This window comes from Paramixta manurensis, assembly GCF_013285385.1.
Classification (GTDB): domain Bacteria; phylum Pseudomonadota; class Gammaproteobacteria; order Enterobacterales; family Enterobacteriaceae; genus Paramixta; species Paramixta manurensis.
Genome location: NZ_CP054212.1, coordinates 1,145,290 through 1,170,698, shown reverse-complemented (window position 1 = coordinate 1,170,698; position 25,409 = coordinate 1,145,290). Strand labels below are relative to the sequence as shown.

Genomic DNA, 25,409 nt, shown 5'->3' with positions numbered 1-25,409 from the left:
ACTCCTCACCTTAACCAAACGTAAAGGCATAGGCGGAGACACCGGCATCAGAAAACTCAATGCTGAAGGTGTGGCTGCCTGCGTTATCACTTTGACGAATCAGCTGATATAAACGCTGGTCAGTCACCGTACCGCTACCATCGGCGGCCACGTCAGTACCGTGCATTGCACCCGGCGCTTTGCCATCCAACAACACTTTGAAATGTATTGGTTTGCCCTCTTTACCCGGGCCTAACACCAAATGCAGATCGCGAGCATGGAATTGGTAAACGATGCGGCCGCCGGCTTTATCCAGGCTGATATTTTCCGGCCCAATGGTCCAGCGCCCGTCAAGCCCCCACTCATTTGGCTTAAGCGTGGCCGGCACGTGATAATCGGCTGGCGCATCACCGGTGGCATTACCGGAGGCAAAATTTTCCGCCCGCATATAGCCAAGATAGGTTTCAGGCGAAGTATCCCCCTGGCCGCTGGCTGCCTCTTCGACGCCTTGCCCCTGTACCTGACTGATCGAGGTGTTGACGTTTTTCGCACCGGCTTCACGCAATAATTGCTGGATAACCTTTTCCGATTGATCATATTCACCTTCACCGAAGTGTTCGTAACGAATATGTCCTTTGGCATCAATAAAGTAGTGTGCAGGCCAGTACTGGTTTTCAAATGCGCGCCAAATACGATAATCGTTATCAATCGCTATCGGATAATCGACGCCCAGTTTTTTCGCTTCACGGGTCACGTTGCCAATATCGCGCTCAAAGGCAAATTCCGGCGAGTGGACGCCAATCACCACCAGACCCTGGTCCCGGTATTTATCCGCCCAGGCTTTTACATACGGCAAGGCGCGAAGACAGTTGATGCAGGAGTAAGTCCAGAAATCCACCAGTACCACTTTGCCTCGCAGCGCGGCGGCATTTAGCGGCGGTGAATTTAACCACTGTACCGCGCCATCCAGCGACGGCATTGGACCATCGTCTTCCAGTTGTGGCGTGGTGTCCGATGCTTGCTGTACTTTGGTCGCATTCGGCACATCATTCACCACCTTATTGCCTTTATCGGTGAAATGGTCGACCAGCTTTTGCTCGAAACCGCCGGTCGAGGCCGTCGATAACTGCGCCAGTACACCAGTATCCAGGCCCATCGCAATCGCGACGACGCCCACCAGCATTGCGCCGCCTAAGCCACGGCGAATCCACTCCCCGGCGCCGAGCGAACGTTTCATGGCGCTGAAGACTTTACCGCCAATCAACAATGCCAGCGCCAGTGAGGTTGCCGCACCGGCCGCATAGGCCAATAGCAATAGCGTTGATCCCACGTTGGCGCCCTGTAACGCCGCGCCAGTCAGCACCAGCCCGAGGATTGGTCCGGCACAAGGCGCCCACAACAGGCCGGTGGCAATTCCTAATAAGAATGAACTCCCAATGCGCGGCTGTTGCCCACCAGAAAGCTTCTCGGTTAAGCGGTTACCGGCGGAAACCAGCGGATGCATCACCCGGTCAGCCACGCGCGGGAACAGTAAGGTAATACCAAATAACGCCATTAACACTAGCGCCAACCAGCGCCCATATTGGTTAGCCGCCACCACCCAGCCGCCCCCCACCGCCGCTAATGTCGCGACCAGCGTAAAGGTGAGCGCCATTCCGGCTAGTAGCGGTAGGCCGCTACGCAAAAATGACTGATCGGAACGGGCGAAAACAAACGGCAGCACCGGCAAAATACACGGGCTGGCAATGGTTAAAATACCGCCGAGATACGCAAGAATAAGAACCAGCATGGAAAAACCTCTTACCCGGAAAGGGAGATCGTGTGCCTGGCTTAGGCTGAGCCTGGAATAAACGTCATTGCCAGACCATTCATACAATAACGTAAACCGGTTGGACGGGGGCCATCATTAAAGACGTGGCCAAGATGCCCGCCACAGCGATGGCAGTGAACTTCGTCACGCACCATGCCAAAAGAGGTATCACGTTGCGTTTCAACCGCGTTTTCCAACGGTTGCCAGAAACTCGGCCAGCCGGTATGGCTGTCAAATTTAGTATGAGAGTCGAACAGGGAGAGTTGGCAACCGGCACAGGCGAAAACGCCGTTGCGATGCTCGTCATTTAGCGGGCTGGTAAAGGGCGGTTCCGTCCCCGCGTCACGTAAGATGCGGTATTGCGCGCTAGTGAGTTTTTTTCGCCATTGTGCGTCACTATATTGCACCGCGAACTGCTCCGCCGCGACCGCGGTACGTGCGGAAAACATGCCCGGCAACACCCCAGCGGCTACCGCGGCGGTAACCGCGCCACTGCTAAGAATAAAACGTCGTCTGGTAATCATCATCACCTCGGAAGTGCCTTATAAAAAGGGATGACAGCACGATACACAGCAGAGCGTTACTAAATCCTCGCGGAATGTTCACAAAATTGTGATAAATAGCCGGATGGCAAAAAACCGCAGCAGAGAAACAGAAAAAGCCGCCAGCGGCGGCTTTACGACAGAGAAAGAGTTGAGAGCGGGTTTACCGCGATCCGCCCGGCATTAACGCCAGTGTGCGATCTCTTCGGAGGTCAACGGCAGCGGCTGCGCTTGCCCACTCTCAGAAGAAGAGACGGCAGCTTCCAGAACCGCCATCACGGCCAATGCCTGTAACGGCAGCACCGGATTATCCCCGTGACCGTTTAACGCATCGCGGATTTGCATATAGTATTGGCGCTGATCGCCATTTGGCGTTGCTATCTGACGTGGCGCCTCAGTCCCTTCAAACAGGGTCAGCGCATCCTCATCGGTACCCCACTCCGCGCTACCCGGTACCACACCGGCCAGCAATTGGCTTTCCTGGCGGTCGGCCTGCGCTTTTACCACGCTGCCCTTCTCTCCATGCACCACAAAGCGCGACACACCACCAGCAACCAACATGCTGCAGTGCAGAATTACCCGATGTGACGGGTAGTTAAGCACCACATGCGCCCAATCGTTAATTTCGGCTTTGGGTCGTAAGGTCGCGATATTTCCCTGCACGCTCTGCGGCAGACCAAACAACTGTAGCGCCTGATCGATCAGATGCGGGCCTAAATCAAACCACAGTCCGCTACCGGGCACATTTTGTTCACGCCAGCGAACACGCACTTCCGGACGAAAGCGGTCAATATGCGATTCGAAATGGGCTACTTTACCGAGATGGCCCTGTTCAATAACCTGCTTAATGCCGAGGTAATCGCTGTCCCAGCGACGGTTTTGGAATACCGACAATACCCGCTGCTGCTCTTCTGCTAAGGCGATCAGTTCACGCGCTTCACGCATATCAAGGGTAAAAGGTTTATCCACCACCACATGTTTGCCGGCTTCCAGCGCCACTTTTGCTAATGGCGCGTGCGTGGCATTGGGTGAAGCAATAACCACCAAATCCACCTCAGGGTGACGAATCGCCTCTTCCGGCGAAGCAACCACCTGCGCCTCGGGCAGATCGGCATGGACTTTATCGGCATCACGTGATGAGACCACCAGAAGATTTAGCCCCGGTGTCGCGCAGATCAACGGCGCGTGGAACGTTTTTCCCACAAAACCATAGCCAATCAGCGCCACATTGAGCGGTTTTGCCTGCATATTAGTCATATCTTTCTCCTGCGTTAGGAAAGGCGGTGACGTTAACATCGACGGTACTGTGTTCACCTAATTCGTCCCACGGACGGTCAATGAATAGGCGATCGATCGCCGATAACTCCGCCACCAGATGGGGTTCGCAATGATTAAGTTTGAGATGGTCGGCAACCAACCAATGTTGCGCGCTGGCAGCCAGCATGGCGCGTTTCACTTCGCCATCGGCTTCCTGGCTGGCGCTAAGACCGAGTTGCGCATGAATCGCGCAAGCGCCAAGCACCACAATATCGGCGCGATAGCGAGCCAACATGGCGAGGGTCGCGCTCCCGGCAAACAGACGTTGACGCGCATCCCAGCTTCCGCCCAGCAGAATAAGGTGAATGTCCGAGCGTTCGCTCAGGCACTGCGCCACATCCAGCGAGGCAGTAATTACTGTTGCAGGGCCACGCAGCGCGGCGGCAACCGCCAATACCGTGCTGCCGGCATCAAGGATCAAAGTGCTACCGGCAGGGATCTCCGCCGCTACCGCCTCTCCCAAACCGCGTTTGGTCTGCGGTAAGAGGCTATTGCGCCCCTGCCGATTCATCGCCGGAAGATCGAGCGCAATCGCGCCGCCATGATTTTTCTGCGCCAGGCCCTGACGTTCCAGTTCCACCAAATCGCGTCGTACCGTATCGGCAGAAACCCGCAGTTTTGCTGCGAGTTCGGCGACGCTCATTTGTCCCTTTTCACTGAGTGAATCAAGCAAATAGCGCTGTCTGGCTGCTTTATGCATGTTTCTTTTCCCGCAAATTACTGCACATAGCAGCAATATACAGCAAAAAACAGCACGCGCAAAGCCTCGCCTTGACGCCCGTCATGGCACACGGGTGAGTTTTAGACTCTCCTTAGTGCCCGACTGAAGAGGAAGTAGGCCAGCAATACCAGTGCGAAGGTTAACGCGGTGAGTAATATAAAATCATTACTCATCTCACTCAGCGTATAGCCTTTCAGCATCACTCCACGTACCAGCCGTAAAAACCACGTCATCGGCAGCAGAGAACCGAAGAATTGCGACCAGCCAGGCATGCCAAAAAACGGCGTCATAAAACCCGACAACATGGTCGAGATAAGAAAATAAAATGAAGACAGTTGCATGGCCTGTAACTGGCTGCTGGTAATGGTCGAGAAAATAATGCCCACCGCTAATGACAAAAGAATAAATAAGCCAATTAAAACCCCCAATGAAAACCAAGCGCCATGAAGCGGTACGCGCATGATTAAGGTGGCTACGCTAACAATAAGCACCGCCTGTAGGGCTCCAACCAGGAAGTATGGCAACGTTTTGCCCAACAACAGATCCAGCGCGGTAGCCGGCGAATTAATAATATGGATAATCGATCCGCGTTCACGCTCACGCAGCACCGACAGGCTGGTCATCAGTATCAAAATAATCGATAGGATCACGCCGATCAGCCCCGGAACCACATTGAAACGCGCCACGCCCTCCGGATTAAACATTTTATGAATGACCGGACTAACTAACGATTTTCCGTAAGTTTGCAACTCAGGAATCGCTTTCGTGTCATTACTGAAAACCGTATCCAATAAGGCGATCAATGCCTGCGTGGCGTTGGCGGTGGCGGCCGGATCGGTCGCATCGGTTTGCACATACAGCGACGGCTGCTTCTCTGCCAGTAGCGCTTTACCAAACCCGGCAGGGATCACCACCACAAACTGCACGTTGCCTTGCTGAAACCACTGTGTCGCCTGCTTTTCACTGTCCGCATGGCGCACAGCAAAATATTCAGTATTCGTCATACCCGCAATCAGCGTGCGACTCAGCGACGAGCGGTCATGATCGATTAACGCAGTGCGTACTTCTCGCGGGTCGCTATTCACTGAAAAACCGAGAATAAACAGATTGACGATCGGGATCGCAAAGATCATTAACAAGGTGATTTTATCACGTCGTATTTCAATTAACTCTTTTAAAAAAATCGAGAAAATACAATATTGCCGCTGAAAACATTTCATGACGGCATCACCTTTTTCATCAGATGAGCGAAAGAGTCTTCCAGAGTAGTCGAGGTCTTTTCAATCGCATAGGCAGAGGGTAATTGCTGCAATGCGCGATGTAACGACTGATAATCTTTCCCAGTGACATATAACGTGCCGCTGAAGATAACGGTTTGTTCAACCGGCTCCAGTTCCCCTAAAGCACACTCCAGATCGGTCAACGTCGGGCCGCGAACGGCAAATGTCGTCAAGCCTTGCGAACGGATGATGGTTTCTGCCGTGCCCGCCGCCAGCAATCTACCGTAGGACATCCACGCCAAGTGATGGCAGCGTTCTGCCTCATCCATATAGTGAGTACTGACTAAAATGGTCATGCCGTCGTTTGATAACTCATGCAATACCTTCCAGAATTCGCGTCGGGCATAGGGATCGACGCCGGCGGTAGGTTCATCCAATAAAATCACTTTGGGTGAATGAAGAATACTGGCGGCCAGCGATACACGCTGACGCCAGCCGCCGGAGAGATGCGCCGTCAGCACATTATCGAAACGTTGAAGGTTAAAGCGCGCAATCAGCCGCGCCACTTGGCGCCTGGCATTTGGAATATTGCGTAGCTTGGCTAAAAAATAGAGGTTCTCTTTTACTGACAGGTTTTCCCACAGCGTAAAACTTTGTGTCATATAACCAATCAACGGTTTGATTTTTTCACGCTGGCGGAAAATGTCATAACCGAAACAGCTTCCGTTGCCGGAGTCTGGGCGCAACAGCCCGCACATCATGCGCATTGAGGTAGTTTTGCCACTGCCATTGGGACCCAGAAACCCGGTAATTTTTCCGCGCGGAATATCCAACGTTAAATCTTTTACAACATGCTTAGTTTTAAATGACTTATTAATCTTTTCTAATCGGATACAGTAATCCATTACAACATAACCTCAACAGGCAACCCCAGACGAATCGGTTCTTGCGGCTGTAGAGTGGTTGCTTCAACCATAAACACCAGCCGTTCTTTTTGCGAACTGCTGAAAATAACCGGCGGCGCATATTCGGCTTTTGGCGAGATAAACTGGACTTTAGCATCAATGAGTGAGGGCGCCCCATCCACCTTGACCCGAACAAGGCTGCCAACGGAAACGCGCGCGAGTTTGGCGTGAGGGACAAAAAAGCGGATTTTTACCGACTCTGGCGGCAATAAAGAGAGAATTGGCGTCCCCGCACTAACCACCTCGCCGTCGTGGTGGATAATATCGTAAACTTCAGCAGCGACCGGGCTGAAAATTTGACGGCGACGCATTTCTAGCTGACTTTTTTCTACTTGCAGCCGCGAAGCTTCCATTTTTGCCTTTTGCGCCGCGATTTCATCGCTACGAGACGGCTGCTGTTTATTTTTCAACTGAGAAGATAATTCGGCAATCCTCTGCTGCTTAAGATGATTATCGGCTTGAGCTTGTTCCAGTTCAAAATCGGAAACATAGCCTTTTTCTCGAAGTTTTTCATATTTAGTTAATTTCGATTTCGCAATTTTCGCATCCTGCTTTGCCTGTGAAATTTGGGCAATGAGAATATCTAACTCAGCCTGACGCGCGCCCTTTTCCAAATTATTCAGCAATGAAATTTCCGAATTTAGTGTTTTATTGACAATTTCATGCTGTTTTTGCTGAATATCATCATCAAGCGCGGCCAGTTTATCGCCAGCGGAGATCTGCTGCCCTCGCTTTACAAAAATAGTGCCAATCCTGCCAGCGCTCTCCGCAGAGACATAAACGAACTCACCTTCCACATAGCCTTGTAAATAATCCCGATTAGATTCCTCACAGGCAGAAAGTAGTGTTACGCTGGCAATTGCCACAGAAAACAAAAAAGTATGAGAAAAAATATCCATATAAGCCGCACTTTCTTTATCGTTAAATTCACAACCAGTTTCAATCACTGTCCATTTTAAACACATATAATTGATGTCTAATTTCAATACGATCTTACATAAAGACTGTCGTTATGAAAGTGAATGCGCATCAATTTAGAACCATTTAAACCAGTTTCGGGTAAGTTTTATTTCCTTTTAGTTTCAGTATTCAGAAAGCCATGAAAATTCGCCAGATTTTTTTAAACAACGATACGTTGTTAGTCTCCCCGTCGATAGATGTTCCCGGCTCTTCCTGTACTGCATCGTCTTGCCGAGAACAACCTATACATTCGCTATTCATTATGTTGTACCCAATGCCAGGCACATTTTTCAGCACGTGATGGGGCTTGACACGATCGTCCAATATACTGCGCAGCGAAAGGATCACCTGACGTAAGCTGTTGTCCGTCACGACCTTATTTTTCCAAACACTCTCCATAATGGTGGCTTTAGTCACCGTGTGGCCGCCCTGTAAAAGAAGCAACATTAGCAGACGTGATTCGGTTGGCTTTAGCACCACTGTACGATGAGGAACCGCGTTTTCCCACGGCGAACTTAAAGGATAGGAAGTTAAAGTTGTCATTCCAACTTCATGATTAACAATAAAAAAATAATCTTTTCCGATGATGCGATAGATAAGTGCACTCATATTATCCTCCTTGTATGGTGCTTAACAGACCTTGCCCACAACCACTGGTCCTTATACTCTCCGGCTAACTTCCCCATGCCCCAGCAACGTTTTACTCGCTGTTTAAACACTCTTTTTCTTAGCTCTGCCCGGCAGGGTTATTTGTCTAAAAATCAACCTAATTCGAAAAAGCAGCAGGTCATCGCCGTCCTGATCTGCTGTTTAATGAACCCAAATCCGTCCGAAACACCAAATATGAATCTGGATCAATAATCACTATTACACACCAGAACCTCTTAGCAAGAAAATTATGTCCATAACACTATTTTTGATAAATTGACTTTTTTTTAACATCATTATGTTTATTTATCACTCAATGGTGGTTAAAAGCATCAATAACATGACGTATTATTGGCACTTTTTAACTTATGAAGATTATGACTAGTAAAATAAATTAAAATGACTAGCAAAACCAACTACTCATTTTCAATATGTATATCAAAACAGAGAGTTTGCAGAGGAATAAACAAGATATACTACTTGTAATAATGAATAACAGTTAAGAATCGTCCTAAATATTACTTCTCCCCATTACGTTCAGGTGTAAATAACAAATCACATAGCTAAATTCACTTTAGTTTCTAGTTAAATGCACTTTATTATCTGCAAGGTATTGGGTTAGTGACGCTAGCCCTATTTTTCATACAATCAAGACTTCATGGATAGATACTATGCTAAGTTCAACCGTTGCTATCATGCACCCTTACCCACTGGTGTTAGGTGCCCTCTCCTCTTTATTTAATAACGAAGACAGGTTTAACGTTATTCATATCTGCCTGAGCTATGAACAATTATTTAGTGCGGTCAGCATCAACAAGGTTGACTTGGTGGTGATTGACATTGAAACCAACACACTAAACGAAAGTAGAATCACGATGTTTAGTCGGCTGTTAAGCACCCGCGTGAATACGAAAATCGTTATCCTTATCGACAAGATACAAAATGAGATGATTAACACCTTAAAAGATCTGGGTGTATCCGCCATCGTGAGTAAAAAGGAGCAGTCTGGCGAACTATTATCCGCCTGCGATCGCATTCTGGCATTGAATGAGTTTTACGTTTCAGAAAAAATAAAAGATATTAGCGAAAAATCAGGCGAAGCCAGTTTCGGATTATCCGATAAAGAGATGGAAATCATTAAACTTATCGTTTCTGGTCATACACTCGCCGAGGTGGCTGAATTAAAAAATCGATCCCTCAGTACCATTTCAACGCATAAATACAATGCGATGCGCAAGCTTGGTCTTGGCTCCAACGCAGAGCTAATGAAATTTGCCTACGAAAATCATTTGCTTTCGTGATCAAACCGCAGAGATGTATGACATGTTTTTATCGGATGAATTATGAAGTTTAGAATCTCTTTTTTTATCGGCCTGTTTATCTCTCACTCGGCGACGGCGGATACTTTACTGGACGCCGTCCGCGCCGCAGGGGCATCAAATGCGGAGATTCAGGCGGCGATTTATCAACAATTGGCGGGCAATGAAAAACGCTGGCAAGGTTTGGCCGGGCTACTGCCAACCATCCAGCTTGGCGGTTCTTACACCCAACAGGATCAACCCCGCGCCTCCTACGCGGCGAAAGTCACACGGCATGATTCGAGCATTTCGCTTTCCCAGCCTCTTTTCGACCTCACTAAGTATGCCGATTACATGCGTGGAAAAGCGATGAGCGAAAGTGCCGAGATCGAACTGATGAAAGCGCAAGAGAAGCTGATTAGTGACGTTGCCGATGCTTATGCCAATGTGCTTTATCAACAAGAAGTGTTAAATGCAGCGCGCCATGCTTCGAAAGCTTATCAGCATCAACTGGCGCAAGCACAAGCTGCGATAAAGCTCGGCGATGCGACACGCATCGATATTGATGAAGCACAGGCCAATTTAGATGTTTCACAAGCCAAGGTGATTGAGGCGGAAAATGAACTGCTGACCGCCGGAGCACAATATCAGCGTTTAACCGGGCTTAATTACGCCCACATTGAGGCGATTTCACCACACTGTTTACTGCAAAATGCGCCTGAGGCCACCAACAGCGAAAAGGCCTTATTTAATCAGGCTTTGGCACATAATGTTGATATTAAACAAGCGATAACCCAGCTTAACATTGCCAAGTCAGACGTCTTCGCGACCCATAGCGCTCATTTGCCGGTGGTGCGTTTTCAGGCCAGTTACGGCACCAACTGGAGCCGGGGTGAAGGCGAAAATGAACTTGACCGCTGGTTCGGTACAACGTCAAAAACGACCAATACAAATGTTGGCGTAACGGTCTCAGTTCCGCTATTTAGCGGGGGTTTACAGCTATCACAATCGCGTGAGGCAGTGTACAAAAAAGAGCAAGCCCGTTATCAATTGATAGATATTCAGCAAAAAATTAAGCAAGAGCTGCGTACTTCGACACTGAATATCCATAATGGTCGAATGTTATTAACTTCCAGCCAAAAGGTAATTCAATCTGAAGGAAATAAAGTCAACTCTACTCTGAAGGGAAAAGAAATGGGGTTACGAACGCAAATGGACGAATTAAATGCCCGGCAACGCTATTACGAAGCGGTTAAAAATAACGCTGAAGCGCGCTATAAACTCCTCACCGCCAAACTTACCCGGGCGCGTATTTTAGGCGAACTCGGCCATTTATCTCTTGCAAAAATTACCTGTTCGAATTAATCCGCGGACGGAACAATCAGGGAATAAAAATGACAGATTCACTTTTCCGACAAGAAGCGCTGGATGCGCAAAAAAATAAAATGATGGGCTCCGTATCGCTCTATTGTCCGCCGTGGCGCTGGCTGGTGATTTCGCTGGTCGCCATCATGACAATGGTTGTGGTGAGTTTTCTTGTCTTTGGTAGTTACACCAAGCGTGAGACGGCCAACGGGCAACTTTTACCTAGCCAAGGCGTTTATAATGTCAGCGCGCCGGTAACCGGGACGGTGACCAAAATGTTGGTAAAAGAAGGCAGCCAAGTCACCCGGGGCATGCCGTTGCTGGAGATTTCATCCGAGCTATCAACCTCTCTCGGTCAAACCCGCAAGGTTGTCTATAACCAACTGCTGCTACAACGTACGCAATTGCAGGCCGAGCTGGCGGGCGCAAAGACCATTAATGAAGAGACGTTACGTGGATTAAACAGCCAACTGGGCTCATTGAATAGCCAGCAGCGTTTAATAAAGTTACAGCAGGTTAAACGTCAGCAACAACTTACCCTGGCAAAACGGCAACTGGAAAAGCTGCGCACCATGCGCCAGCAAGGGTTTGCCTCAAACCAGCAAGTGGATGAGCAAGATAATAATGTGCTGGAAGCCAGTGCCCGCCTACAGGATACCGATCGGCAGGCGATGGATTTAGAGCAGCGGATATTCTCGATTAAGCAACAATTACGTGAACAACCGCTTAATTCGCTGAGCCAACAACGCGATATTACGCGTAGGTTAGCGGACATTGAACAATCCATCGCTGAAAATGAGTCTCGTCGCGCGATTATTGTCACCGCCGCTCAATCTGGAAAGGTAGGAACCCTGCTGAGTAAATTGGGTCAAGTGGTCAATACAGGTCAGCCGCTGCTGTATATCCTGCCCGAAGGTAATCAATTACAAGCCCGGATTATGGTTGGTAGCCGCTCAATCGGCTTTATCAATCCAGGCCAAAAGGTCGTTTTGCGCTATGAAGCCTATCCTTACCAGAAATTTGGCGTGCAGCACGGAACCGTGGCCGAAGTCTCTACCGCCACACTCTCTCCACAAGAAGTGATGTCAATTACGGGTGACAACAATGTTCAGGAAAAGCTCTATCAAGTTACGGTTAATTTAGATAAGCAAGATATCTCCCTCTACGGTAAAAACGTTCCATTGCGTTCCGGTATAAGGCTAGAGGCCGACTTCTTAATTGAAAAACGTAATATTATCGAATGGGTATTTGAACCTTTATACGCTTTAGGCCATCGCCTTTAATATATTTATTCCGGATTTGATAGGAAATTAACACCATATGGATTTTCTTAAAGCATTAAATTTTGGTTTTCGTCGACGCTTGCCAGTGATACAGCAATCACAGGCTGCGGAATGTGGTTTAGCCTGCGTAGCAATGATCCTTAATTATTATAAATATAATATTGATATGGTGAGTTTACGTAGCCGTTTCTCTACCTCACTAAAAGGCGCCACACTGGCTGATATTATGCTGGTAGCCGGACGATTAGGTCTGGGAGGCCGTGCGTTAAGGCTGGAGGTGGATGAGCTAGTCAAACTCCGCAAGCCCTGCATCCTGCACTGGAATTTAAACCATTTCGTCGTGCTAAAAAGTGTTTCAAAGAAGGGAATTACCATCCACGATCCCGCACGCGGCGTGTGTGACGTTCCCTTTAGTGAAGTGTCTCGCTGTTTCTCCGGCGTCGCGTTGGAATTAATGCCCTCTGCGACGTTTAAACCGGCAGAGGAGAAACAGTCCATTTCAATGATGCGCTTGATTGGCAGCGTTAACGGTATCGGCGCAGCCATCGGCCAGGTTCTGATTTTATCCATTGCCTTAGAGTTATTCGGGATACTTTCCCCTTTTTATATGCAGTGGGTAATGGACCAGGTATTGGTTTCCGCCGATCGCGATTTGCTGACATTGCTTAGCGTCGGATTCATTTTTGTGATTATCTTGCAAAACGCTATTTCCGCGCTGCGCTCCTGGGTAACCACCTGGTTTTCCAGCCTGCTAAGCGTACAGTGGACGGCAAATGTCTGTTCGCACTTACTTGGCTTACCCTTATCTTTTTTCGAATCACGGCATATTGGCGATATTATTTCCCGCTTTGGTTCGATTGGTACCATCCAAAGCACGCTGACCAGCCGGTTTATTAGTACTGTGCTGGATGGCATTATGGCGACCGTTACGTTGGTAATATTGTTTACCTACAGTAGTTTGCTGAGTAGTGTGGTATTACTTCAGTTTGTTCTCTATGGCGTCATTCGCTGGGCCTCTTATCGTCCTTTCCGTCGAGCTAATGAAGATCAAATTGTGACCGCCGCCCGCGCCGAGTCTATTTTGTTAGAATCTGTACGCGGCGCCAAGGCGCTAAAATTAAACAATAAACAGGATATTCGCGTGGGTACGTATGCCAACGCGTTAGTGGCAACTACCAATAAAAGTATTGTGGTGCAGCGCCTGTCGATTAGCTTTAGTACCTTACACGGCGTTATTGCGGGGGTTGGCCGCATTGCGTTAGTGTGGTTAGCGGCAACGCAAGTGCTGGATGGCAATTTCTCCGCCGGTATGTTGATTGCTTTTATGTCCTTCTCCGATCAGTTTATTTCCCGCGCATCCGGCCTCATTGATGCGATGATTGATTTTCGTATGTTGAGGCTGCATGGCGAGCGTCTGGCCGATATCGTCTTAACCGAGCAGGAAAAAGATGGGCGTCATGGCGCTGAAGTGGCGCTCAAAAAACGGACTTTGACCACGCCGCCGAAATTAACCATAGAAAATCTTTCATTCCGTTATGCTGAAACTGAACCATTGGTTTTAAATAACTGCTCTTTCGAAATTCAACCCGGTGAATCGGTTGCCATTATTGGGCCTTCCGGGCAAGGAAAAACCACGCTGGCAAAACTATTACTAGGCCTTTTATTGCCAGAGAATGGATGCATTATGATTGACGATACTGATATACAAAAAGTAGGATTGTATCAATATCGCGAATCAATCGGCTGTGTGATGCAAGATGATATTCTGTTTGCTGGCTCTATTTCCGATAATATTAGCTTCTTTGATTCGGAGCCCGATCAAGAAAGGGTTGAACAAGCTGCAAAAATAGCGCAAATACATGAAGAAATATTGAAAATGCCAATGGGTTATCAAAGTTTGGTTGGTGACATGGGTTCGTCGCTATCCGGAGGGCAGAATCAGCGCGTATTATTGGCCAGAGCGCTATATCGTGAACCCGTGATATTAGTACTTGATGAAGCATCCAGTCATCTTGATGTCGAAAAAGAGCTATTAATTAATAATGCTGTTAAAGCGATGCAGATTACACGCGTTATTATCGCTCATCGCCCTGAAACGATTCGTAGCGCTGACCGTGTCATTATGTTGAATGACGGAGTAGTGCAAGAGATTGCCCCAGTACAGTTAAGTAGTTTGTAGTTATATTACCCACAACCATAGGATGGAGAGTACCATGCGTGAACTGAAAAAATCAGAGTTGAACAATATTTCAGGCGGTAAACTGGATTTATCCGGTCTGTATGATGGTAGTTTTATGAAAGACCTGAATGACTTTGTAAATAACACCCTTGGTGGTATTTTCGAAAATATGTTCACCGGTATTACTAATGTTGTCAACGACGGACTCAAAAAATTAAAAGATACATTTGATGAAGTGTTAGGCAAAAAAAAGTAAAACGCAGTTAATGAAACTATCAAAGCATCAGCATATTTATGCTGATGCTTTTTATGAGAAAACTTCAATATACCTCATATTTCTTCGTTCTCGACTCTCTTTTTTCAACCTGCTTCATTACTTCATCACCACTTAAAGCAGATAGATTACGTTACCCACGTCATTCCATTTATCAATCATATTTACGGAGTGATTTATGAGAAAAAATCATAACAAAGAAGAGTAATATAAATTCATAAGCTCAATAATAATAGGGAGGTAGGGAGCGTGAGGTGATAACAAAAAAGCCATTAGGTAGCGTGCTAACATTTTCAGGAGGAAACATGTTGCATAATATAATCGTATTTTCTTCGAATTCTTTCTTTTGCAGTGGGATCAAGAAATTATTACAACACCATAAAAGATACAAAGGTGATTTCTATCAATATACATCATTAGACCAGTTTCCTGCCAATCGTACTCGCCATAGCAATGACCTGCACATTATCGAAATAAAACCGCTAAGCTTTCTCGACCCGGTAAGACATCAGCCGATCAGGTTTTTAATCAATCCCAGGGATACCATTTTTATCTCCAATACGCGTAAAGGATCCCAGTCAGCGTTACTAACCAAACTGTTTGCCGGCTTTGGTTTTACCATCATCAACAAAAATGCCAGTTGTTCCGAATTTATTGCCGGCATCGAAAGGCTTGGAGCCAAAGCATTGACGAATACTTATCAGTCGACGTGGTATAGTCAGCATTTAATCAATTACTTATTTTACAACTTGAGCATCAGGGAAAACCAAATACTCAGGCTGATTATTTCAGGTAAGACCAATCAGCAGATTTCTCGTGAGATAGGCATCTCTGCCAAAACCGTGTCCACTCATCGCAGCAATATCTATCGCAAGCTCAATGTTAATGGCATCTCATCATTCTATCGCACGGTAAGCTTCTTCTATTCCGCGCGCTAATATCAGAATAGTGCGGGGCACTCATCGCCCCGAGTCCGCCAGCCTGTCAATATCTTGCGTGGTCATAATACCCTGAACATCTTGCCGACCCACGCTGTTTAGCATGGCCTTGCCAACCACTTCCGTGGTCAAAATCGTCCCCTTTGACCACGGGCGAATCAGTAGAAAGAGGGGCCCCAGCAGCCGGTATGTCCAACGATACAGTCGCGTCGAAGAACGAATACCTTTACCAGGAATAATGATGCCAGGGCGAAAAATAATCACTTGCTTAAATGGCAATTGGCGCAACGCATTTTCTGTCTGACCACGAACTCGCGCCCACATCACTCTCCCCTGCTCACTGCTATCCGCGCCGCTTCCGGAAACATAAATAAAGGTCATTTCTGGCCGACTATTGGCCAACTGCCGCGCCACGTTTAGCGTCATGTCGTAAGTAATCTGGCGATAACGCGCCTCTTCCATGCCCACCGCCGAAACGCCAATACAAAAAAAGCAGGCATCCACATCGCAGCCAGCGTCCGCTAAGCTATCCACCTTGCTGAGATCAGAGCACACCACGATGCGTACACGAGGATCGTCAATCACCAACGTCGGCGAACGACGGACCAGTAAGAGAATTTCTTTCACCTGCGTGGATTGCAGGCAAGCGAGCAACACGCCTTGCCCGACCATTCCCGTGGCGCCCAATATCAATACTTTCATCTCTCTATCCTCTGGCGTTGACCAAGCGCTGTGCTCATCCACTATAAAGCAAAACGGCCGCCGGGAAAGGGATTGCGCGGTAAAACCAACCACGGCGAAACTCACCGATCGTGATATGTTCTGATATTTACAACATCGCTATTTTTTTAACAAAAATAATGCGCATTGTGTATTAAGATAGCTCTATCTTCTACCGCGGAAAGAGGGTGGCGCGCAACGCCGCTGGCCGCGGTTGCTTCCCTCTCATTTGGACGGTTTGCTGGCGGGCCGGACGGGTTTAATTTTGGAGAAACTATGCGTAAGTTGAAGGGTATGTTGTTATCAGGCGTGATGTTGGTTGGGGCATTGCCTCTGCTTTCGTTCGCCGATGGGGAAAATCAGTCAGTCGGAGCGGCGCCGTCGCCAACGGAACAACCCTCACAGACCATGACGCCGGATCAGTCAATGTCCGCCCAGCAGCCCGATCAAGCTGCGCCTCCTGCCCAGGCCGATCAATCAGGGCCTCACTCCTTTGAAAGCCAGTCCTTTTTCGCTGACTTCAAACGTTTTAAAATTGGCGATACCGTTCCCGATCTCTATCGTTCTAAACACTATCAGATCGTTGAGTGGAAAAAACGTAACCTTCCGGAGCCCGATGCGGGCAGCCACTGGACCTATATGGGCGGTAATTACGTATTGATTACCGATGCCGATGGGAAGATTTTGAAAGCGGAATCTGGCGATATTTTCTTCTCACAGTAACCCTGCATTAGTGAAACAGCGAATCCCCGTTCACAGCGCGCGAAGGGGGATTTCACCACCTTGCGTCAGGTGATGGAAACGCCGGTGAATAACTTTTCTTCTGATTACGCGCATGGGATACTGTCTTTTTACTCAAAGGCGAAAAGATGAATGTCATTGAAAAGCTGGAAATAATGAAGCAAACCGGCAGCGGCGCCGAAAAAACGCTCAGCGCCTTCATTATGAACAATCTTTTTAAAATCGATAAGCTGACGTCGATCAACATCGCCAAAGTTACTCAAATCAGTCAACCCACTGTGGTACGTTTTTCAAAGAACTTGGGCTACTCCGGCTTCGCACAATTTAAATATGACTTAATGGCCAATGCGAAAAGCATCGGCAAACAACCCCGTGAAAAGTTTGAAATTGATTTCAGTAATGACATTAACTCAGTAATAAAGCTCAACAGCCAAAGTACGCTGGCCGGTTTTTTTGAGGTGGTGAAATCCAGTAAAAAAATCTACCTATGTTATCCACGCGAGTTAACCAACCTGGTGATGAGTATTATTCAGGATTTTAACGATATAGGTTACTTGTGTATGCCGGTCGAATACAATGCGGCGAAAAGCATTGTTGAAACCGCTTTGACCGACAGCGATACCTTTATTCTTCTCCCGTCGTTAAAAGAAAAAGTGCCCGATGAAATCGAGCTACTTTCAACCATTAAAGATGCGGAAGCCGCCTCATTTAAAGTTACGCTGGATAAGAACGAAAATTCGATTGCCGATGGGTTGCTGTATGCTTCAACGCTGCACTCGGGCGATATGGCGTTCATCGCGTTGAAAATGTCCCTGCAAACCTTGTTTTATTACACCTGTCAATATTGCTTTCTAAAGCACCTTTTCCCAGGCAACCCAACGACGTAATACCTTGCCCCATCCTATGCGGCCTGCTTTCGCTATAGATTAACCGCCAGACCACACTCCAGCGAACGGTGGACAGCTTCGCAGATGCGCGCCGATTGCAATCCATCTTCCGCAGTGGCGAGAAACGGCACATCGTCCAGTACGTGATCGACAAAATCATTCACTGGCTGAATACCGTAGCCCGTGGCCACATTATTAATATAATTGATAAAGTTATAGTTGGGCGTCGCGTTACGGGTTTCGCCAAATATCTCATAACCGCGATATTGCGCATCGGCACGGAAATACTTTTTCTCGGTGATCACAAAACTACGGCCATCGTTAGCTTTCGGAAAGGCATCGGGTAAACACCAGCCGGTTTCCACCGTCCACTGCGCGCCATTATCAAACGTGACAAAGCACTGAATCGTATCCCAAGTATCAATCCCTTCCGCCTGTAGTAACTTCTTCTGCCCGATGGCATATACCGTGAGCGCATTGGCGCCGTTCATATAATAGCGGATCAGATCAAAGCAGTGCGATCCGAGGAAATAGATCGGTGAACTTATATTGGCCCATTTTAACCAGTTACGCGGCACATCGATCACATCATCCATACTCATATAGCCGCGTAATACCTGCCCGGTTTCAGGCTTTTTCAATTCATTATGAATATGCTGAGCCATCCCGTCCCAGCGTTTATGGTAATCAATCCCCACCTTAACCCCGGCGCGCGCCGCCAGGCGAATAATCTCCTCACACTCGGCAACGCTGGTCGCCATCGGTTTTTCAATCAATACATGTTTACCGGCAGCGATGGCCTGCGCCGTCGGTTCGAAGTGCCAGGGGTCCGGCGTGGCGATCGACACAATATCAATCGGGTGCTGCGCAAACAGTTCATCCAGCGTTGCGTAGCCAGGCAGACCCGTTTCCCGCGTGGTTTTCTCGCGCAATTCACTATTACGTTCGCAGAATGCTAACAAATTAACTTTTGGGTTATAGCTATAGGCATTGAGATGATGCTTACCATAAATTCCGACGCCGACCACCGCCGCATTAACCTTTTCCATGACGATTCCTTATTTAAACAGACCGAATGAGAACAGATAACCGAGCGCTACCGCCAACGGTGCGGTAAACATGCGCGACAGTAGAAAAGCGGGCACCCCCAATCTGACCGTCTTTTCTTTGGCTTCCTGCATCGATAACCCAACCGGAATAAAGTCAGCGCCGACTTGTACGTTGATGGCAAACAGAGCGGGCAATGCCATAATCGCCGGAATGGTACCCGCGCCGATCATGGTGCCGACCAGTACGCCAACGACCTGTGCTATTGCCGCTCCGGGCGCTAAAATCGGTGATAAAAAAGGTAGGCCGCAAATAATGGCGATGAGAAACAGCCCCGTCAACGAACCGGCCAGCGGTGAAAGCGCATGCGCCGCCATTTTGCCGACCGCGGTTTCTTGTACGATGGCGATCAATACCGAAATAAACGCCATAAAAGGAATGACATTCTTTAAACACATCTCAACCGCTTCGCGCGCCGAAGCGTAGAGCATACTGACATAAGTCCCGATAACGGTGGCAAAGGCGGTCATCGAGTTTAACCAGATATTGCCGTTACTTTTTGCCGACTGAACCTTCTCCTGCGGGTGCTCAGTGTCGACGTGGCGATGTTCTGCGGACAAGTGGGTGCTGGCGACCTCCGTCGCGCGTTCGCCATCAAGGGTTTCGATCACGCTCACGTTATCTTCCGCCACATCGGAAACGTAAATATCTTCTTTAATATACGCCGCCAATGGCCCCATCGCCCCGGTCGGCAGCGTATTGATGGTTTTGATACGTTTCTGCGGATAAATACCGCAACGTAGAGAACCACCGCAGTTAACGACCACGCAGAGAATTTTGTCATCGGCAGGCATCGCGTCGAAGCCATTCACCACTGGCATCCCCAGTTCGCGACCAATTTTAATCGCGACCGGATCAAGCGCCTTACCGGTTAGGGAAAGAATGACTTTATTTTTGTCACTTTCCAGATACATATCATCGCCGAAACCTGAGTGACCTTTTTTTACCACAACAGTATTCATAGTATTGACCCTACATTTTATGAATTATCATTTTTCCCGAAAGTCGGGATTTTTCGGGTAGCGATTTTTTTTCCAGGTGAATGGCGCCATAGCCACGCGGCGTTGTTTCACCATCGAATATCAGCGTGGCGTGACCAAGCTGACACAGGTTGCTCCACGCGGCATCGCCGATGGCGGTAATCAGATAATTTTCCGTTCCGAGCTGTAAATAATCTTTCCCGCTAATCGGTTGCCGATCGTTGGCGTACTCTATTTCCTCTAACAGCAGCACATAATCCAGAAAGTCTTCTGGTGCGTCGCGATTGAATGTAATCAGCATGTTTTCATCAAGGCCCTCCAATACTAAACGTCCCATTTCGGCGAGGGTTGCTGAAAATAAAGCACTCATAAGACCTTCCTTTTAATTAAGACTGATTCTCTTTGTTTTCTAAGCGGGTATAGATAAATTCAGTGATAAAACCACGAATAAAGCCAAGCAAAACCGCAGCAGCGATATAGCGAATCGCTAAATCCGCCACCGGTAGGTTAAGCGTGGTCAACCCAGCCGCCACGCCAAGCCAAATGAATAACTCGGAAGGCACCACATGAGGAAACAGTGACGTCAGGGGATGCGCAGTGCTCCCCAATGCATCCTGATACGCGGGTTTACATCGTTCAGGTAAAAACTTGCCCAATGTCAGCGCGCCTGGGCTGCTTAAAAAGAACCAGGCAAAACTCGGAAGAATACCGTAGGTTAATATTTTAGAACGCCCCATTAAGGTGGCAAATTTCTCTATTTTTTTCTGACCAATCACTTTCATAATAAAGTTCACTGCCAGAATTAGCGTAATTAACATTGGGATGGTACTGCTAATCATCCCGGCAAAAATTTTCCCGGCACTTTGAAATAGATGGATAAAGCCTTCAGCAAATTCAACGATCATTACCAGCCCCTTATTATCAGCAGATGCATCATAATGTGTGGGTGAATATTTTTATTACGTAACTTAAACCGGCACTACGATTACGTTGATTTTTTCATGCACTCATCCCCGAAAAGCAATCGATTATATTTAATAGCATATTGTTTTCTCACTCTACCGTGATCATCATCACGCTACAAATAATTATCCATAATGTTATGAATAAAAATTCAATGCGATAAAAATACCTTCTCTCCTCTGGCCGACAGAAAACAGATCTTCATTTATAAACCGCCGCGAGGTAGAGTAGTGGGTGCGTTTTATTATGCTGGTAAATAATGAATATTATCGTGGTATAACCGTTAACAGGATAACGAACCATGACCGACAGCGTTTCCCTGGGTTCCTTCCTCAAAGGCCGCCGACTGCGGCTCGATCCAACCGCATTAGGCATTCCGCCAGGACGCAGAAGAACGCCGGGCTTAAGACGTGAGGAGGTGGCGCAGCGGGCGAATATCAGCGCAACCTGGTATACCTGGCTCGAACAGGGGCGCGGCGGGGCCGCCTCGCCACAAGTTCTGGAGCGACTTGCCCATGCGCTACTGTTAACCGAGGCGGAGCGAGAGCATCTGTTTATTCTTGGGCTGGGGCGTTCACCGGAAATTCGCTATCAGCCGGTCAGTGGCATTACGCCCCGCCTGCAACGCGTATTGGACGCGCTGGGAACCAGCCCGGCGATGATCAAAACCCCCACCTGGGATATTGTGGCCTGGAACCGCGCCGCCGCGACGGTACTGTCCGACTACAATACGCTGCCGCCGGAGGATCGTAACGTCTTGCGGATGATGTTTCTCAACCCCCGCGTCCGGGCGGCTCAGTATGACTGGGAGAGCATTGCGCGTTATGTGGTGGCGGTCTTTAGAGCCGATGCGGCGCGCGCCGGTGCCGAACAGCGCATGCAAGCGCTGGTGGAAGAACTTTGCCAGGCCAGCCCGGAGTTCTTCTCCATGTGGCGCGATAACGATGTCCGCAACTTCGGAGAAGGCGTTAAACGGCTGAAGCATCCGGTGCTTGGCGAACTGGCGTTGGAGTATTCCACCTTTGCCGTTGAGGGGCGTCCGGATCTGTCGATGATGGTGTATAACCCCATCGATCCCTGCCTTGTCGAACGCATTCGGGCGCTTATCCGGCAGAAATTCGGCTAAGCGGCCCGCCCCGGCCCGCTTCAGCGCTTCAGCGTTTCAGCGTTTCAGCGTTTCAGCGTTTCAGCGCAAGAAAATATCAACCTAATCGCCCACAGGCGGCCTGCAAACGCCGACATGCCTCGTCCAGCAATGTGTCATCTACTGCATAGGCGATACGTAAATAACCCGGCGTGCCGAAGGCGGAACCGTGTAGCACCGCAACCTGCGCTTCCGCCAGTAACCACTCGGCCAGCGCTTTATCGTCTGCCAATGGTTTGCCTTGCGGTGTGGTACGTCCGATTAGCTGCTGACAATTCGCAAAAATGTAAAATGCGCCTTCCGGTATTTGGGCGCTCAGGCCATCGGTCGCCGCCACCATATCCAGTACACGTTGACGACGCTGATTCAGTTTGTCTAACCACTCGGTGAAAAAATCCTGCGGCTGAGTGAGCGCCACCACCGCTGCCGCTTGTGAAATCGAGCCCGGATTAGAGGTACTTTGCGACTGCAACGTCTGCATGGCGGCAATAAGCCATCGTGGGCCAGCCGCATAACCCAAGCGCCAGCCGGTCATGGCGTGACTTTTTGATACGCCGTTCACCGTGAGAACGCGATCAGCTAACTGTGGGGCCACTTCGGCAAAGGTGGCAAACGGCGTTTGCCCATAGCGCAGCGGCTCATAAATATCGTCCGACATAATCAATACTTGCGGATGGTCAACGAGCACTTCCGCGAGGGCGGCCAACTCCCGCGCGCGATACACGGCGCCGGTGGGATTGCCGGGCGAGTTGAGAATCAGCCAGCGTGACTCCGGCGTTAGCGCCGCCGCCAATTGCGCCGGTTGTAGCTTCCAACCGTGCTGCTCTTCGGTGGCGACGATCACCGGCTCCCCTTCTGCCAACGTCACCATATCAGGATAAGAAACCCAATACGGCGCGGGGATAATCACTTGTTGCCCCGCATCAACTGTCGCCATTAGCGCGTTAAAAATAAGCTGCTTGGCACCGTTACCGGCAATGATCTGTTGCGCAGAAAAATGCAGACCATTATCACGCACGAACTTATGCGCGATGGCCGCTTTCAGCTCTGCGGTACCCGACACGGCGGTGTATTTAGTTTGGTGATGAATAATCGCTTCAATACCGGCATAGCCGATCCGTTCAGGCGTGGCAAAGTCCAACTCTCCCTCCCCTAAATTGATCACCCCCTTACCGGCGGACTCCAGTTCACGTACCCGATCAGAGATGGTGGCCGTTGGCGAAGGCCGTACACGCTGCATTCGTCGCGCGATCATGCTGTTATTCATAAATCCTCTTTTGTATTGAATGGTTCAACTAATACAATCCCAGCTAAGCCTTTCCCTTTTGCTGCCGGAGAATTGCCATGTCACTCACTTTTATCCTTGACGATGCCGCCGAACCGGCACGCTTTGGTATCACTGCCAGCCACTGGGCTAATCAACGCCGCGTGCCGTTGTGGAGCCTGCGCCCCGACTTTTCCGGTGATTACCCGGATAGCCATCAGCACGTTATTGCTGCCGGCTATTGCGTAACCAGCGGGCTGTACCGCAGCGAAACATTGGTACACGAGATCAGTGACCCCGCTCGTTTGCCCAGCCGCGACGCGGTGGTGGTACTTGCCGCGCGTGATGCTCAGCGTATCGCCGCCTTTGCTGGCGCCAGGCTAACCGGCTTGAGCCAGGGCGAGTTTCTAACGCTGCTGGACCACCAACAACAACCGTTATTACAGCTCTCTTCAGATGCATTTGGTCGCTGGTCAACAACGCGCCCGGCACCGATCGCACCGGCACGACAAATTCATCTCGGCCTGGTGGCGCGCGAAGCTGACCAACGGGCGGTTTATCCCGCTATCCTGGCGGCTCTCGGTGATGCTGCCGGGCAAATAAATAGCGGGCTGACAATCCATTTTTTGCCGCCTGCCACGCTCTCCGCCGACCTGGCGGAATTACGCCCTCTGGATGCGGTACTCCTGCCCGGCGGTGCCTCAATGGCGGCAGTCGCCGGGCAAATTCGCATCGCTGCCGCCACCTTCACCAGTGGATTACCTACCCTGGGGCTATGCCTTGGCATGCAGAGTATGGCGACCGCCGCAGTACAGCGCTCGGCAGGTTATCAGCACGCCATGTTGGCAGAAGTCGCACCCGCCGCCGCTCTACACAGCTTTATCCCCTTTGCCGATGCCCGCCATCGCTGCGGTCTATTGCCCTTCCGGGCAAACGCGGCGCTGCCGGGCACAACCAGCCTGATGCACTACAATCATCGTTACCATTTTAACCCGGCACTCCTGCCACAACTGGCGGCGAGCGGCGTAATGGTTAGCGCCGCAACCGGATTTATTGTCGATGCGATCTCACTGCCGACACATCCGTTTTGGCACGGCGTACAAGGGCATCCGGAATTACTCTCCTCTGCCAGCACGCCGCCCACTTTACTGCTCGCCTTACTGCGCGCCGCGCTTAGCCGACCAGAGTAACGCCACTGCGCCGATCGCTGGCCAGTTGGCGCATAACGTCGTTTAATGCCGCCAGCGCCTCTGTCGATACCGGCTGCAGCGGTTCTCGCACCGCGCCACCCTTGAAACCGCGGAGCGCCATCGCCGCTTTGACTAACTGCGGCTGACCGTGCTGGCGCGCCAGTGCGCGATAGTCGTACCACAATTGATGCAGTGCACTCGCCGTGAGCGCATCGCCCTGCTCCATCGCGCGGAAAGTTGCCAAAATCAGTTCCGGCAACGCCCCGCTGTTGGTGGTGCTAATCCCATCAAAACCACACATCATCGGGCCAAGAAAAGCCAGATCGGAGGCGCAGAACAGGCGCAGACGCCCGCGCAGGCGATTGGCGATCTGATCGATGGCGGTCGGATTAAGATCGCCCTGTTTAATGCCAACCACGCCCGGAATTTCCGCCAACTGTTCCAACTGCGCGGGTGAGAGGGTAATTCCGATGCCTGGCGCGTTATAAATTAGAATGCCGGTTTTCGACAGCGGCGCGATGGCGCGGAAAAAGGCGACGATCTGCGCATCGGTAATCTCACTGACAAACGGCGGCGTCACCATTGGCAGGCCGCCAAGATCGCCCGCCAATGTGGTTAACTCACGCACATCACGCGGATCGGAGCCGGCGCTGCACAGCATCACCGGTACCCGATCACCGACGCACGCCATCACCTCGGTGAAAAGTTCGCGCCGCTCCGCCAGCGTCATCACCGGAAACTCGCCATAGGTACCGCCAATCAAAATACCGTCATACCCTAAGCCGATGACCCGTTCGATGTTCTCGCGTAGCGCAACAAAATCGATGTTTCCCCGCGCATCAAATGGCGTCACGGTGATATTGAAGATCCCGCGTAGCCGTTCACGACTTTCGTTAATGTCTTTCATGATCGCT

25 protein-coding genes are annotated in these 25,409 nt (G+C 49.6%); 10 read left to right on the top strand and 15 right to left on the bottom strand.

The genetic code is table 11. The features are described from left to right. Positions 1-10: 10 nt before the first annotated feature. The 8 genes from PMPD1_RS05660 to PMPD1_RS05625 form a co-directional block, all read right to left on the bottom strand. A complete protein-coding gene (locus PMPD1_RS05660) occupies positions 11-1,768 on the bottom strand; it encodes a cytochrome c biogenesis protein DipZ (protein ID WP_173633117.1) in 1,758 nt (585 codons plus the stop codon). Between the two features lie 41 nt (positions 1,769-1,809). Then, positions 1,810-2,316, bottom strand: a complete 507-nt coding sequence (gene msrB, locus PMPD1_RS05655) for a peptide-methionine (R)-S-oxide reductase MsrB (protein WP_354292796.1) — start codon at positions 2,314-2,316, stop codon at positions 1,810-1,812. 198 nt (positions 2,317-2,514) lie between these two features. Then, the gene (locus PMPD1_RS05650) at positions 2,515-3,588 is read right to left on the bottom strand and encodes an oxidoreductase (protein WP_173633116.1); all 1,074 of its coding nucleotides are present in this window, start codon (positions 3,586-3,588) and stop codon (positions 2,515-2,517) included. After that, on the bottom strand, positions 3,581-4,348 hold the full coding sequence (locus PMPD1_RS05645; protein WP_173633115.1) for a DeoR/GlpR family DNA-binding transcription regulator: 768 nt from the start codon (positions 4,346-4,348) through the stop codon (positions 3,581-3,583). The genes PMPD1_RS05650 and PMPD1_RS05645 overlap by 8 nt, the downstream gene beginning before the upstream one ends. Before the next feature lie 101 nt (positions 4,349-4,449). Then, on the bottom strand, positions 4,450-5,589 hold the full coding sequence (locus tag PMPD1_RS05640) for an ABC transporter permease (protein WP_173633114.1): 1,140 nt from the start codon (positions 5,587-5,589) through the stop codon (positions 4,450-4,452). Further along, a complete protein-coding gene (locus tag PMPD1_RS05635; RefSeq protein WP_173633113.1) occupies positions 5,586-6,494 on the bottom strand; it encodes an ABC transporter ATP-binding protein in 909 nt (302 codons plus the stop codon). The genes PMPD1_RS05640 and PMPD1_RS05635 overlap by 4 nt, the downstream gene beginning before the upstream one ends. Beyond that, positions 6,494-7,540, bottom strand: a complete 1,047-nt coding sequence (locus PMPD1_RS05630; protein ID WP_173633112.1) for an HlyD family secretion protein — start codon at positions 7,538-7,540, stop codon at positions 6,494-6,496. Before PMPD1_RS05630 ends, PMPD1_RS05635 begins: the two co-directional genes overlap by 1 nt. A 103-nt stretch (positions 7,541-7,643) precedes the next feature. Then, positions 7,644-8,123, bottom strand: coding sequence for a winged helix-turn-helix domain-containing protein (locus PMPD1_RS05625; RefSeq protein ID WP_173633111.1), 480 nt, complete (start codon positions 8,121-8,123; stop codon positions 7,644-7,646). Between the two features lie 710 nt (positions 8,124-8,833). Here PMPD1_RS05625 and PMPD1_RS05620 point away from each other — a divergent pair. The 6 genes from PMPD1_RS05620 to PMPD1_RS05595 all read left to right on the top strand — a co-directional run bounded on the left by PMPD1_RS05620 (position 8,834) and on the right by PMPD1_RS05595 (position 15,499). Beyond that, complete coding sequence (locus PMPD1_RS05620; RefSeq protein WP_173633110.1) at positions 8,834-9,463, top strand: response regulator transcription factor; 630 nt, start codon at positions 8,834-8,836, stop codon at positions 9,461-9,463. Between the two features lie 42 nt (positions 9,464-9,505). Then, positions 9,506-10,825, top strand: coding sequence for a TolC family outer membrane protein (locus PMPD1_RS05615; protein ID WP_173633109.1), 1,320 nt, complete (start codon positions 9,506-9,508; stop codon positions 10,823-10,825). A 29-nt stretch (positions 10,826-10,854) separates the two neighbouring features. Further along, positions 10,855-12,108, top strand: a complete 1,254-nt coding sequence (locus tag PMPD1_RS05610) for an HlyD family secretion protein (protein ID WP_173633108.1) — start codon at positions 10,855-10,857, stop codon at positions 12,106-12,108. Between the two features lie 37 nt (positions 12,109-12,145). Then, positions 12,146-14,287, top strand: coding sequence for a peptidase domain-containing ABC transporter (locus PMPD1_RS05605; RefSeq protein WP_173633107.1), 2,142 nt, complete (start codon positions 12,146-12,148; stop codon positions 14,285-14,287). Between the two features lie 34 nt (positions 14,288-14,321). Next, positions 14,322-14,543: a hypothetical protein gene (locus PMPD1_RS05600; RefSeq protein WP_173633106.1), complete on the top strand. Its 222-nt coding sequence runs from the start codon at positions 14,322-14,324 to the stop codon at positions 14,541-14,543. 323 nt (positions 14,544-14,866) lie between these two features. Then, entirely contained in the window at positions 14,867-15,499 is a 633-nt protein-coding gene (locus PMPD1_RS05595) for a response regulator transcription factor (protein WP_173633105.1), read from the top strand. Between the two features lie 21 nt (positions 15,500-15,520). Here PMPD1_RS05595 and PMPD1_RS05590 read toward each other — a convergent pair whose 3' ends face one another. After that, positions 15,521-16,201, bottom strand: coding sequence for an NAD-dependent epimerase/dehydratase family protein (locus PMPD1_RS05590; protein ID WP_173633104.1), 681 nt, complete (start codon positions 16,199-16,201; stop codon positions 15,521-15,523). Positions 16,202-16,495: 294 nt separating this feature from the next. On the opposite strand from PMPD1_RS05590, the gene PMPD1_RS05585 reads away from it, so the two are divergent. Then, on the top strand, positions 16,496-16,942 hold the full coding sequence (locus PMPD1_RS05585; RefSeq protein ID WP_173633103.1) for an RcnB family protein: 447 nt from the start codon (positions 16,496-16,498) through the stop codon (positions 16,940-16,942). Positions 16,943-17,088: 146 nt separating this feature from the next. Further along, complete coding sequence (locus PMPD1_RS05580; protein ID WP_173633102.1) at positions 17,089-17,847, top strand: MurR/RpiR family transcriptional regulator; 759 nt, start codon at positions 17,089-17,091, stop codon at positions 17,845-17,847. Positions 17,848-17,879: 32 nt separating this feature from the next. Here PMPD1_RS05580 and PMPD1_RS05575 read toward each other — a convergent pair whose 3' ends face one another. From PMPD1_RS05575 to srlA, 4 genes are read right to left on the bottom strand one after another with little or no spacing between them, the layout of a single operon-like run. Further along, complete coding sequence (locus PMPD1_RS05575) at positions 17,880-18,896, bottom strand: Gfo/Idh/MocA family protein (RefSeq protein WP_173633101.1); 1,017 nt, start codon at positions 18,894-18,896, stop codon at positions 17,880-17,882. Positions 18,897-18,905: 9 nt separating this feature from the next. Next, the gene (gene srlE / locus PMPD1_RS05570) at positions 18,906-19,916 is read right to left on the bottom strand and encodes a PTS glucitol/sorbitol transporter subunit IIB (protein WP_173633100.1); all 1,011 of its coding nucleotides are present in this window, start codon (positions 19,914-19,916) and stop codon (positions 18,906-18,908) included. A gap of 10 nt (positions 19,917-19,926) precedes the next feature. Further along, entirely contained in the window at positions 19,927-20,304 is a 378-nt protein-coding gene (locus PMPD1_RS05565; protein ID WP_173633099.1) for a PTS glucitol/sorbitol transporter subunit IIA, read from the bottom strand. A gap of 16 nt (positions 20,305-20,320) precedes the next feature. Then, entirely contained in the window at positions 20,321-20,839 is a 519-nt protein-coding gene (gene srlA, locus PMPD1_RS05560) for a PTS glucitol/sorbitol transporter subunit IIC (RefSeq protein ID WP_173633098.1), read from the bottom strand. 359 nt (positions 20,840-21,198) lie between these two features. Here srlA and PMPD1_RS05555 point away from each other — a divergent pair, with 359 nt between their 5' ends. Continuing rightward, positions 21,199-22,023, top strand: a complete 825-nt coding sequence (locus PMPD1_RS05555) for a helix-turn-helix transcriptional regulator (RefSeq protein WP_173633097.1) — start codon at positions 21,199-21,201, stop codon at positions 22,021-22,023. Between the two features lie 76 nt (positions 22,024-22,099). On the opposite strand, the gene PMPD1_RS05550 is transcribed toward PMPD1_RS05555, so the two are convergent. Further along, the gene (locus PMPD1_RS05550) at positions 22,100-23,308 is read right to left on the bottom strand and encodes a pyridoxal phosphate-dependent aminotransferase (RefSeq protein ID WP_173633096.1); all 1,209 of its coding nucleotides are present in this window, start codon (positions 23,306-23,308) and stop codon (positions 22,100-22,102) included. A 77-nt stretch (positions 23,309-23,385) separates the two neighbouring features. Here PMPD1_RS05550 and PMPD1_RS05545 point away from each other — a divergent pair, with 77 nt between their 5' ends. Continuing rightward, positions 23,386-24,495 (top strand): glutamine amidotransferase-related protein, encoded by a 1,110-nt coding sequence (locus PMPD1_RS05545; protein WP_173633095.1) that lies wholly within the window; start codon positions 23,386-23,388, stop codon positions 24,493-24,495. Here the strand turns inward: PMPD1_RS05545 and PMPD1_RS05540 are convergent. Further along, on the bottom strand, positions 24,479-25,402 hold the full coding sequence (locus PMPD1_RS05540; RefSeq protein WP_173633094.1) for a dihydrodipicolinate synthase family protein: 924 nt from the start codon (positions 25,400-25,402) through the stop codon (positions 24,479-24,481). The genes PMPD1_RS05545 and PMPD1_RS05540 overlap by 17 nt on opposite strands. Positions 25,403-25,409 lie beyond the last annotated feature (7 nt).

Excerpts from the sequence above, each read along its gene's own strand:
- PMPD1_RS05660 (WP_173633117.1), bottom strand. The coding sequence starts at position 1,768 with ATGCTGGTTCTTATTCTTGCGTATCTCGGCGGTATTTTAACCATTGCC.
- msrB (WP_354292796.1), bottom strand. The coding sequence starts at position 2,316 with ATGATGATTACCAGACGACGTTTTATTCTTAGCAGTGGCGCGGTTACC.
- PMPD1_RS05650 (WP_173633116.1), bottom strand. The coding sequence starts at position 3,588 with ATGACTAATATGCAGGCAAAACCGCTCAATGTGGCGCTGATTGGCTAT.
- PMPD1_RS05645 (WP_173633115.1), bottom strand. The coding sequence starts at position 4,348 with ATGCATAAAGCAGCCAGACAGCGCTATTTGCTTGATTCACTCAGTGAA.
- PMPD1_RS05640 (WP_173633114.1), bottom strand. The coding sequence starts at position 5,589 with ATGAAATGTTTTCAGCGGCAATATTGTATTTTCTCGATTTTTTTAAAA.
- PMPD1_RS05635 (WP_173633113.1), bottom strand. The coding sequence starts at position 6,494 with ATGGATTACTGTATCCGATTAGAAAAGATTAATAAGTCATTTAAAACT.
- PMPD1_RS05625 (WP_173633111.1), bottom strand. The coding sequence starts at position 8,123 with ATGAGTGCACTTATCTATCGCATCATCGGAAAAGATTATTTTTTTATT.
- PMPD1_RS05620 (WP_173633110.1), top strand. The coding sequence starts at position 8,834 with ATGCTAAGTTCAACCGTTGCTATCATGCACCCTTACCCACTGGTGTTA.
- PMPD1_RS05615 (WP_173633109.1), top strand. The coding sequence starts at position 9,506 with ATGAAGTTTAGAATCTCTTTTTTTATCGGCCTGTTTATCTCTCACTCG.
- PMPD1_RS05610 (WP_173633108.1), top strand. The coding sequence starts at position 10,855 with ATGACAGATTCACTTTTCCGACAAGAAGCGCTGGATGCGCAAAAAAAT.
- PMPD1_RS05605 (WP_173633107.1), top strand. The coding sequence starts at position 12,146 with ATGGATTTTCTTAAAGCATTAAATTTTGGTTTTCGTCGACGCTTGCCA.
- PMPD1_RS05600 (WP_173633106.1), top strand. The coding sequence starts at position 14,322 with ATGCGTGAACTGAAAAAATCAGAGTTGAACAATATTTCAGGCGGTAAA.
- PMPD1_RS05595 (WP_173633105.1), top strand. The coding sequence starts at position 14,867 with ATGTTGCATAATATAATCGTATTTTCTTCGAATTCTTTCTTTTGCAGT.
- PMPD1_RS05590 (WP_173633104.1), bottom strand. The coding sequence starts at position 16,201 with ATGAAAGTATTGATATTGGGCGCCACGGGAATGGTCGGGCAAGGCGTG.
- PMPD1_RS05585 (WP_173633103.1), top strand. The coding sequence starts at position 16,496 with ATGCGTAAGTTGAAGGGTATGTTGTTATCAGGCGTGATGTTGGTTGGG.
- PMPD1_RS05580 (WP_173633102.1), top strand. The coding sequence starts at position 17,089 with ATGAATGTCATTGAAAAGCTGGAAATAATGAAGCAAACCGGCAGCGGC.
- PMPD1_RS05575 (WP_173633101.1), bottom strand. The coding sequence starts at position 18,896 with ATGGAAAAGGTTAATGCGGCGGTGGTCGGCGTCGGAATTTATGGTAAG.
- srlE (WP_173633100.1), bottom strand. The coding sequence starts at position 19,916 with ATGAATACTGTTGTGGTAAAAAAAGGTCACTCAGGTTTCGGCGATGAT.
- PMPD1_RS05565 (WP_173633099.1), bottom strand. The coding sequence starts at position 20,304 with ATGAGTGCTTTATTTTCAGCAACCCTCGCCGAAATGGGACGTTTAGTA.
- srlA (WP_173633098.1), bottom strand. The coding sequence starts at position 20,839 with ATGATCGTTGAATTTGCTGAAGGCTTTATCCATCTATTTCAAAGTGCC.
- PMPD1_RS05555 (WP_173633097.1), top strand. The coding sequence starts at position 21,199 with ATGACCGACAGCGTTTCCCTGGGTTCCTTCCTCAAAGGCCGCCGACTG.
- PMPD1_RS05550 (WP_173633096.1), bottom strand. The coding sequence starts at position 23,308 with ATGAATAACAGCATGATCGCGCGACGAATGCAGCGTGTACGGCCTTCG.
- PMPD1_RS05545 (WP_173633095.1), top strand. The coding sequence starts at position 23,386 with ATGTCACTCACTTTTATCCTTGACGATGCCGCCGAACCGGCACGCTTT.
- PMPD1_RS05540 (WP_173633094.1), bottom strand. The coding sequence starts at position 25,402 with ATGAAAGACATTAACGAAAGTCGTGAACGGCTACGCGGGATCTTCAAT.